We start from the raw sequence: 8,867 nt of genomic DNA, 5'->3' as shown, positions 1-8,867 counted from the left end.
ATAGCAGGTTGATTGGGAGTGACCGTTGCGACCCGCCCCCGGAGGGCGGAGGAGCTGCGAAGGCGAATGGTGCCTCGGTACCTCGGGGGGGACGATGGATTTCTACCAGTTCCAGCAACGTATCGCCACTATCTACGGGGAGCGTGACCGCGTGCGCGGTCTGGACGGGACCTTCCGCCGCCTGGTGGAGGAGGTGGGAGAGCTGGCCCGGGCGCTGCGCCGCCGCGACCCGGCGGCGCTGGAGGAGGAGGTCGGCGACGTCCTGGCCTGGACGGTGAGCGTCGCCGCTCTGGCCGGGGTGGAGGTCGCCCGCGCCGTCGCCCGCTACGCCGCCGGCTGCCCCCGCTGCGGCGCTGACCCCTGCGCCTGTCCGGGAGAGCACCCTTTGGTCCTGCGGGCCGGCCGGGATGGATGAGCGCGGCGCACCTGGTGGCGCTGCTGGCGGTGGGCCTGGGGGTGGCGGCCGTGAGTGACTACCGGCAGGTTCACCGCGACGCGGTCGTGGTCGACCTGCATGCGGACACGCTGCTGGATCTGGCAGAGGGGAAGCGCACACTGGACGGGGCCTCCGGTGGCGGACAGGTGGACCTGCCGCGGTTGCGCCAGGGCGGGGTGGACGTCCAGGTCTTCGCCGCCTATATCGACCCACGCCTGGCCGAGCGCGGCCGGCAGCGGGCGGAGGAGCTGATCAGCGCCTTCCACCGGGCCATGGAGCGCCACCGCACCGAGATCCTGGCAGCACGGACGGTGGCAGAGATCGAGGCGGCCGGCCGGGCCGGGAAGATCGCCGCGGTTCTCTCTGTGGAGAACCTGGGCGATGCCCTCCAGGGCGAGGTGGCGCGCGTGGATTGGCTGTACAGCCGGGGCGTGCGCCTGGCCAGCCTGACCTGGAACCGGGCCAACGCACTGGCCGACGGCGCGGCGGAGGCCCGCCACGGCGGGCTCTCCCGCCTGGGGCGGGACGTCCTGGCGCGGATGGAGCGGCTGGGGATGGTGGTGGACGTCTCACACCTCTCCGCCGCGGCGTTCTGGGATGTGGTGGCGGCGACGCGGAGCCCGATCATCGCTACCCACTCCAACGCTGCCGCCGTGCAGCCCCACCGGCGCAACCTCACCGATGAGCAACTGCGGGCCATCGCCGTCCGGGGTGGGGTGGTGGGGATCAACTTCTACCCGGAGTTTCTGGGAGGTCCCAGCCTGGAGCGTGTCGTCGCCCACATCGACCACATGACCGCGGTGATGGGAATCGACCACGTGGCCCTGGGCTCGGACTTCGACGGGATCGAGAAGGTCCCACAGGGGCTGGAGGATGTTTCCCGGCTGCCCAACCTGACCCAAGCGCTGCTGGAGCGGGGCTACACCCCCCAGCAGGTGCGCAAGATCCTGGGGGAAAACGCCCTGCGTGTCTTCCGCCGGGTGTGGGGGCGCTAGCTGCGGTCAGAGCGGCGGCCGGCCCAGGTGAGCAACGCCTCGCGCACCAGTAAGGCCGCCAGGACGCATGTGCGAATGGAAGGGTCGTACGGCGGCGCCACCTCCACCAGGTCCAGGCCGACGACCCGCAACGGGGCCAGGGTGCGTAGCAGCGCCAGCAAGTCCTCCGCCGCCGGGCCGCCCGGCTCAGGGTTCCCCGTGCCCGGTGCGGCCGCGGGGTCCAGGACGTCGATGTCCACCGAGAGGTAGAGCGGGCCTTCTTCCAGGCGCGTCCACAGCGGGTGGCCCACCAGGAGCGTCCGCTGCACCGCCAGCAGCCGTCTTGCCTCCGCAAACTCCTCACGGGTCCCCGCCCGGGCGCCCAGCAAGGCGATGCGCTCTTCTCCCACCACTTCCGACAGGCGGCGGACCGTGCAGGCGTGTGACCAGGGTGTCCCCTCGTACGCCTCCCGCAGGTCCAGGTGCGCGTCCAGCACGAGGACCCGCAGGCCGGGGTGGCGCGTAGCCAGGGCGCGGACGGCGCCCACGGTCACTGTGTGCGTCCCCCCAAGGATCACCGGGAGGCCGGCGGCCTCGCTTACGGCGCGCGCAACTTCCTCCACCATCTCCTCGGGGGGAAGGTGCTCCACCGGCAGGTCTCCAGCGTCCAACAGGGCCCTCTCCTCCAGGTCGCGGTCGAGCAGGGGGCTGTACGACTCGAGGGACTGCGAGGCCCCGCGGATCCCCGCGGGCCCAAACCGGGCACCGCGGCGGAAGGAGGCCGTGCGGTCGTAGGGGACTCCCAGCAGCGTGGCCGTGGGGGCCGACCCCGGGGGGAGGGCGGAGCGTGCGGCCAGGAACACCCTACGCGGTCATGCCCAGCTCGCGGGCGAGGAAGGGCGGCAGGTCGAAGGCGGCGCGGAAGCCTGCGGGAGTCAGGTACTGCAGGCCGAACCCGGCCGTGCGCCGCGTCACCTCCTCTGCGGGGGTCTGCGCCGGGTCGCCTCCGGTTGTCCCGACGGTGAAGGACCACAGTGCCCCCGGGTACGTGGGGACCGTGGCCAGGTAGGTGCAGACCAGGGGGAAGGCCTTCCCCAAACCTGCTCGCACGGCGCGCAGCAGGTCCAGCTGGTAGAGGGGGGAGCCGCTCTGCACGGCTACGAGGCCCCCTGAGCGGAGGCGGCGGCGGAGGTCGGCGTAGAAAGCCTGGCTAAAGAGGCCCACCGCCGGCCCCTTGGGGTCGGTGGAGTCCACAAGAATCACGTCGAAGGTCTCGGTGGACTCGCGCACGTAGCCGATCCCGTCGGCGATGACCAGGCGGGTGCGCGGGTCGTCGAAGGCTCCTCCGGGGATCTGGGGGAGGAAACGCCGGGTGACCTCGACCACCTCCCGGTCGATCTCCACTATCACCGCCTCCGCCAGAGGGTGCTTCAGCGCCTCCTCCAGGAGGCCGCCGTCTCCGCCGCCGATAATGAGCAGGCGGCGGGGCGCGGGGTGGGCCAGCAGCGGCACGTGCGCCAGCATCTCATGGTAGATGAATTCGTCGCGCTCGGTGGTCTGCACCGCGTCGTCCAGTACAAGGATGCGGCCGAAGTCCGAGTTCGCGATTACGCGAATCTCCTGGAAGGAGGACCGTCCCCGGTACAGCTCCTGGTCGATCCGGTAGGCGTGGGCGAAGCCCGCTCCCCCGGCGTCGTGCAGCCACTGATTCATCTCGTCCCTCCCTGAGGCGGGGCGCCGTCAGGTGCCGGCCACATCAGCGCCGCGGCCACCACGCAGCCAGTGCGCTCCACCACGTGCTCGCGGGAAGCAACGTGCACCTCGTCCAGGCGCAGCTGGCGAAGGCGGAAGGCCTCCTCCACCATGCGTCGGACGATCAGCTCGGCGTTCTCCGCCGTCCCCATGTGCGAGTACTCCATGATCACCCCGTAGGCCTCTCGGCAGATGCCGACACCTAGGGCGGCGGCGATGCGCTCCCCCGGGGTGTGGCTTACGATCTGGGCGTAGACCGCCGGCACCAGCATCCCCGGATAGAGCCGGGGCAGGGGCACCACCGAGGCGCCCGGGGGCACGATGCTGGTCACCTTAATGAAGTTGAGGTTGGCGATCCCGGCGTCCATCAGGGCGCGGTCGAAGGCGTTCAGCTCGGTGGCTGCCTCGCCCGCGCCCGCCACCAGGCTCACTGCTTTGGGGAACTCCCACATGGCCCGCCTCCCTCTGTGGTCAACGCCTCCATTAACCCCATGAGGGATTGGGGCGTCAAGGGCGAAGCTATATTGGTGGTATGATCTACCGTCCGTCGCCTCGTCTGGCCCGGGTACTGGTGGTGTTATGGGCCGCCGGGATCCTGGTCTTTTCGCTCACGCCCGACCCGCCGGGGGGCGGCCTGGTGCCGGACAAGGTGGCTCACATCGTCGCCTACGCGCTCCTGGGGCTGCTGCTGCGGTGGGCACTTCCCGATTCGTCCCCGGGGCTCCCGACCACGGTGACGGTCCTGGCCGTGGTGACCTACGGGGCGGTGCTGGAAGGGCTGCAGGGGCTGCTGCCCGGGCGGCAGGCGGAGTGGTGGGACCTGGGTGCTAACACGCTGGGCGCTGTGGCCGGCGTCCTGATAGGAGGCTGGCGCGCCGGATGAAATACCAGGTGCTGGCCGAAGCCTATGCGGCCATCGAGCGGACGACCTCCCGCCTGCAGATGACCGCTCTCCTGGCCGACCTCTTCCGCGCTACTTCTCGGGACGACATCGCCCGCGTCGTCTACCTGACCCAGGGGAAACTCTACCCCGACTTCGAGGGGATCGAGATCGGCGTGGCTGAAAAGACCGCCCTGCGGGCGGTGGCCCAGGCCGCAGGCGTTCCGGAGGAGGCGGTGGCGCGGCGACTGGCCCGGGAGGGAGACTTGGGGACGGCGGCGGAGGCGCTGCTGGCGGGGCACCCCCGTCGCCAGCCGACCCTGACCGTGGATGAGGTCTACACCGCCCTGGACCGCGCCGCCCGCGCTTCCGGCAGCGGAGCCCAGGCGGCGCGCCTGGCAGAGGTGGCCGGCCTGCTGCAGCGGGCTACGCCGCTGGAGGCGCGTTACCTGGTACGCACCGTCACCGGTAAGCTGCGCCTGGGCGCGGGGGACATGACGGTGCTGGACGCCCTGGCCGAAGTCTACGGCGGCGGGCGGCAGGCGCGTGCCGAGGTGGAGCGTGCCTACAACCTGACCTCCGACCTGGGGTTTGTCGCCGCCCGCATCGCCCGGGGCGGGCTGGCCGCGGTGCGCCGCGTCTCGGTGGTGGTGGGCAAGCCCATCCGGCCCATGCTGGCGGAGCGCCTGGGGGACGCCCGGGAAATCCTGCAGAAACTGGGCGGCCGCTGCATCGCTGAGTTCAAGTACGACGGGGAGCGGCTGCAGATCCACCGCCAGGGGGAGGAGGTGCAGATCTTCTCCCGCCGCCTGGAGCGGATCAGTGCCCAGTACCCCGACGTTGTGGCGCTGGTGCGGACCTACCTGAAGGCGCGACAGGCGATCATCGAGGGGGAGGTGGTGGCCGTTGACCCGGACAGCGGCGAGCTGCGCTCCTTCCAGGACCTGATGCCGCGGCGGCGGAAGTACGGCATAGCGGAAGCGGTGCGGGAGATTCCCACCGCCCTCTTCGTCTTCGACGCCCTTTACCTGGATGGGGAGGACCTGACCCGCATGCCCTACGCCCGACGGCGGGCGGCACTGCAGCGGGTCATCACCACCGGGGAACGCTTCCAGCTTGCCGCCTCCCGGGAGGTGGAGGACCCGGAGGCTCTGCAGGCCTTCTTCGAGGAGGCCATCGCCGAAGGTTGCGAGGGGCTGCTGTGCAAGGCCCCGGGCGGGGTCTACCAGGCCGGGGCGAGGGGATGGCTGTGGATCAAGTTCAAGCGGGAGTACCGCAGCGAGATGAGCGAGCCGGTGGACCTGGTGGTGGTAGGGGCGTTCCACGGCCGGGGCAAACGCGCCGGCGCCTACGGCGCTCTGCTCATGGCAGCCTGCGACCGCGCCACCGACCGCTTCTTCACCGTGTGCAAGGTCGGGTCGGGCTTCAGCGACCGGGACCTGGCTGAGCTGCCCCGCCGCCTCAAGCCCCACCTGCGCAGCACCCCCGACCCCCGGGTGGAGTCCCGCCTGGAGCCCGATGTCTGGTGTACGCCGGAGCTGGTGCTGGAGATTGTGGGCGCCGAGATCACCCTGAGCCCGGTGCACACCGCGGGGTGGGACCGCTTCCGCCAGGGCAGCGGCCTGGCCATCCGCTTCCCCCGCTTCACAGGCCGCTACCGCGAGGACAAGGGGCCATCCGACGCCACGACCGTGGAGGAGATCGTGGAGATGTACCGGCGGCGCCTGCGACGCACGGCCTGACGTGGGGCGGTCGCTGGCCTTCCTGGGACTGATCCTTTCGGGACTGATCCTCCTGGGGCCGATTCCTCTGGGGACGGTGATCCTGCTGGAGCTATCTCCGGCGCGGGCCGATCCGGCCTTTGTCCTGGGAGCCAGCTTTGCGCGGCCGCCGACCTTCCTCCCGCTGCGCCAGGCCGGAGTGCGCACCGTCAAGCTCACCGCAGACTGGAGTGCCATCGAGCCGGCCCGGGGGAAGCTGTCCTGGGCGGACCTGGATCTGATGGTGGAGACGGCCCGGCGCGCCGGGTTGCAGCCGGTGGTCGTCCTGACCTTCACCCCGACCTGGGCCTCGCTGGCCCAGGGCGCGGAGGCACGCGACCCCCTGGTGGCCACACGGATGCCCCCACGACAGATCGCGGACTGGGAACGCTTCGTGGGTGCGGCGGTACGCCGCTATCGGGACCGGGTCAGGGACTGGCAGGTCTGGACCACACCCGCCCTGCCGCACTTCCGCGGCACCGCCTCCGAGTACCTGGCCCTGCTGGTGGGGGCACGCAGGGCGTCTCAGGCCGCAGATCCGACCAGCCGTATCGCCGCCGCGTCTCCGCCGGGATTCGATCTGGCCCACGTGCAGCGGCTGATCACCCAGGCACCCGATGCGGTCTCCATTATCTCTCTGGCCCCAGCCGGCCTGTCCCCCGAGCGGTGGCTGCGACCGCTGGCGGCCCTGCGACAGCGAATCCTGCAGGAGGCCAATAGGGCGCTGTGGCTGGAGTGGACGCCCGGCGCCGGCCTTGAGGCGGGAGCTCTGGTACGGGCGGTGGCGGTGGCGCGGGCCGCCGGGGCGGAACGCCTCTTTGTGGTCCCAGAGGCGCGGCAGGTGGAGGAGGCGGCTGGGGGGATACTGGAGGTCCTGCAGGACATGGCGTTCGGCGGCCACCTGGTTCGCGATCCCGGGGTATATGCCCTGGTCTTCGGGGCGCCCGACCAGGCAGCGTTGCTGGCCTGGCGGACGGGTGACCCTGCGCCGCTGGAGGTGCCCGTCCTGGCGGGAGCGCGCGTGCTCTCGACGGACGGGACGGCTGTGGCCTCTTCCGGCGAGGGCAGGGTCCGCCTCCTCCTGGGCCCCGCCCCCGTGCTGGTCAGCGGTATCGCCCCGGCTCTGGTGGAGGAGGCGGTGGCGACGCAGCGGCAGCGGGGGCCTCTCCTCCCGGTGGTCCCCCCGGAGGAGGACTACTCCCGGGCAGCCGGGGTCAGCCTGCGTCCGGGACAGGAGACCGGCGGGCGGGGCCTCTCACTGGTTCCAGGCGTGCGCGGGGCGGCGCCCGTAGAGACGGTAGAGGTGAACGGCGAGGCGGCGCTGCGCATCCCGCCGGGGCGGGAGGCCGCCTTCATCTACTTCGACGTAGACGACACCTTCCTGTTCTTCAACGACGGGAGGTTTCGGGTCACGGTCACCGTGGAGACCCTCGGCGCCAGGGCGCCGCAGAGCCTGGGCTTCAACCTTTTCTACGATGCCAGGAGCGGGTACCGCTTCACCCCGTGGCGGTGGGTGGAGCCGGGGGAGGGGTGGACGACGCAGGCCCTCACGCTGGAGGACGCCAGCTTCGCCACCACCGCCGGATGGGACTTCGCCATCAATGCGGGAGGAAACCGCCGTGAGGCCCTGGTGATCCGTGCCCTGGCGGTGCAGAAGGTGGCGCGCTAGCCCCCGTCGAACCTTGGCCATCAAATCTAGGTCCTCCGGAGGAACTAGCCCCCTGGCATTACCATTTGCCGGGGAGCTTGGGACCTGGATCGTCGAGGGGGGAGGCCAGGTGGGAGGGTGGGCGAGACACTGTGCGCTGGCGCTGGGATTCCTGCTCCTCGTTGCCATTGTGCCTGTGGCGGCGCAGGCTCCGCCCATCCCCGCCAGCATCAAGGTGGGGGCGCTGTTCGACACCACCGGCCCCACGTCCGACGTGGGCAAGGACTACAGTGTGGGGGCGCTGCACCACGTCCGCTACATCAACGAGGTGCAGGGCGGGATCCGGGGCAAGGTGAAGATCGACCTGGTCTGGTCGGATTACGCCTACCGTATCCCCGACGCCCTGGCGCTGTACCGGAAGTACCGGGACGTGGACCGGGTGAACGCCATCATTGGGTGGGGCACCGGGGATACGGAGGCTCTCAAGGAGCAGATCTCCGAGGACCAGATCCCCTACATCTCTGCCTCCTACTCCTCGCACCTGAACAACCCGGCGAAGACCCCCTACAACTTCTACCCGGTTTCCTCCTACTCCGATCAGCTGCGCGCGGTGCTGAAGTTCGCCGCCGAGCTGGCCAAGAAGGAGCGGATCGCCAGGCCCAAGTTCGTCTTCGTCTACCCCACACACCCCTACGGCCAGGCTCCCATCCCCGCGGGCAAGGCCTACGCCCGGGAGCTGGGGTTCGAGGTGCTGCCCGACCAGATCGTGGAGCTCGCCGCCCTGGAGGCCCGCTCCCAGGTGAGCGCCATCAGGGCCGCGGGGGCGGACTTCGCCTGGTTCGGGGGGACGACCAACTCCGCCTCGGTCACCGCGCGTGACGCCAAGCAGGCGGGGCTGAAGACCCGCTGGTTCGTCAACGTCTGGGGCTTCGACGAAAACATGATCCGGCTGGTGGGCGCGGCCGCGGAGGGGGTCTACGGCAGCACCCCCCACGCCTACTACGGCGAGCCGGGGGTTGCCGGCATGCGCACCATCTTCGACGCCTACAGGCGTTTCGAGGGGAAGGAGGTCCCGGCGTTCCAGTGGGGGACAACGCAGACGCCCTACATCGCCTCCTACATCCGCGGCTGGCTCAACGTCTTCCTGCTGAAGAAGGCTCTGGAGATCATGGTGGACAACTGGGCATCCTACCGCAGCTTCAACGGTCCGGCGGTGCGCTCGGCCATTGAGCTGCTGAAGGAGTGGGACCCGGACGGCCTGGCCCCGCCCATCACCATCACCCGCACCGACCACCGGCCTTCCACGACCACGCGCATCGTCCAGGTGCAGGACGGGCGGATCCGCGTCGTCCAGGGGGTCACGGTGGAGCGGCGCCCCGACTGGCTGGGCTTCTGAGAGAGAGGGCGGCCGCTGCGC

The 8,867-nt window shown here is 70.7% G+C and carries 9 protein-coding genes; 6 read left to right on the top strand and 3 right to left on the bottom strand.

The features are described from left to right. Positions 1-94: 94 nt before the first annotated feature. Together QN152_05235 and QN152_05230 are read left to right on the top strand one after the other, a co-directional pair. Entirely contained in the window at positions 95-415 is a 321-nt protein-coding gene (locus tag QN152_05235) for a MazG nucleotide pyrophosphohydrolase domain-containing protein (GenBank protein MDR7538922.1), read from the top strand. Further along, positions 412-1,431: a dipeptidase gene (locus QN152_05230; protein ID MDR7538921.1), complete on the top strand. Its 1,020-nt coding sequence runs from the start codon at positions 412-414 to the stop codon at positions 1,429-1,431. Before QN152_05235 ends, QN152_05230 begins: the two co-directional genes overlap by 4 nt. Here the strand turns inward: QN152_05230 and speB are convergent. From speB to QN152_05215, 3 genes are read right to left on the bottom strand one after another with little or no spacing between them, the layout of a single operon-like run. Further along, positions 1,428-2,273 carry an agmatinase gene (speB, locus tag QN152_05225; protein ID MDR7538920.1) on the bottom strand — a complete coding sequence of 282 codons (846 nt, stop codon included), beginning with the start codon at positions 2,271-2,273 and terminating at the stop codon, positions 1,428-1,430. The two genes, QN152_05230 and speB, sit on opposite strands and share 4 nt — an antisense overlap. Position 2,274: 1 nt before the next feature. Continuing rightward, the gene (speE, locus tag QN152_05220; GenBank protein MDR7538919.1) at positions 2,275-3,123 is read right to left on the bottom strand and encodes a polyamine aminopropyltransferase; all 849 of its coding nucleotides are present in this window, start codon (positions 3,121-3,123) and stop codon (positions 2,275-2,277) included. Next, positions 3,120-3,614, bottom strand: coding sequence for an arginine decarboxylase, pyruvoyl-dependent (locus QN152_05215; protein MDR7538918.1), 495 nt, complete (start codon positions 3,612-3,614; stop codon positions 3,120-3,122). The genes speE and QN152_05215 overlap by 4 nt, the downstream gene beginning before the upstream one ends. Positions 3,615-3,694: 80 nt before the next feature. Between QN152_05215 and QN152_05210 the strand changes: the two genes are divergently transcribed. The 4 genes from QN152_05210 (at position 3,695) to QN152_05195 (ending at position 8,846) form a co-directional block, all read left to right on the top strand. After that, positions 3,695-4,045, top strand: coding sequence for a VanZ family protein (locus QN152_05210; protein MDR7538917.1), 351 nt, complete (start codon positions 3,695-3,697; stop codon positions 4,043-4,045). Then, positions 4,042-5,784, top strand: coding sequence for an ATP-dependent DNA ligase (locus tag QN152_05205; protein MDR7538916.1), 1,743 nt, complete (start codon positions 4,042-4,044; stop codon positions 5,782-5,784). Before QN152_05210 ends, QN152_05205 begins: the two co-directional genes overlap by 4 nt. A 1-nt stretch (position 5,785) precedes the next feature. Next, on the top strand, positions 5,786-7,471 hold the full coding sequence (locus QN152_05200) for a hypothetical protein (GenBank protein ID MDR7538915.1): 1,686 nt from the start codon (positions 5,786-5,788) through the stop codon (positions 7,469-7,471). Positions 7,472-7,580: 109 nt separating this feature from the next. Further along, positions 7,581-8,846: an ABC transporter substrate-binding protein gene (locus tag QN152_05195; GenBank protein ID MDR7538914.1), complete on the top strand. Its 1,266-nt coding sequence runs from the start codon at positions 7,581-7,583 to the stop codon at positions 8,844-8,846. Positions 8,847-8,867 lie beyond the last annotated feature (21 nt).

Source organism: Armatimonadota bacterium, from assembly GCA_031459715.1.
GTDB classification, from domain to species: Bacteria; Sysuimicrobiota; Sysuimicrobiia; order Sysuimicrobiales; family Humicultoraceae; genus Humicultor; species Humicultor tengchongensis.
This window is presented reverse-complemented; position numbering and strand designations above follow the sequence as displayed.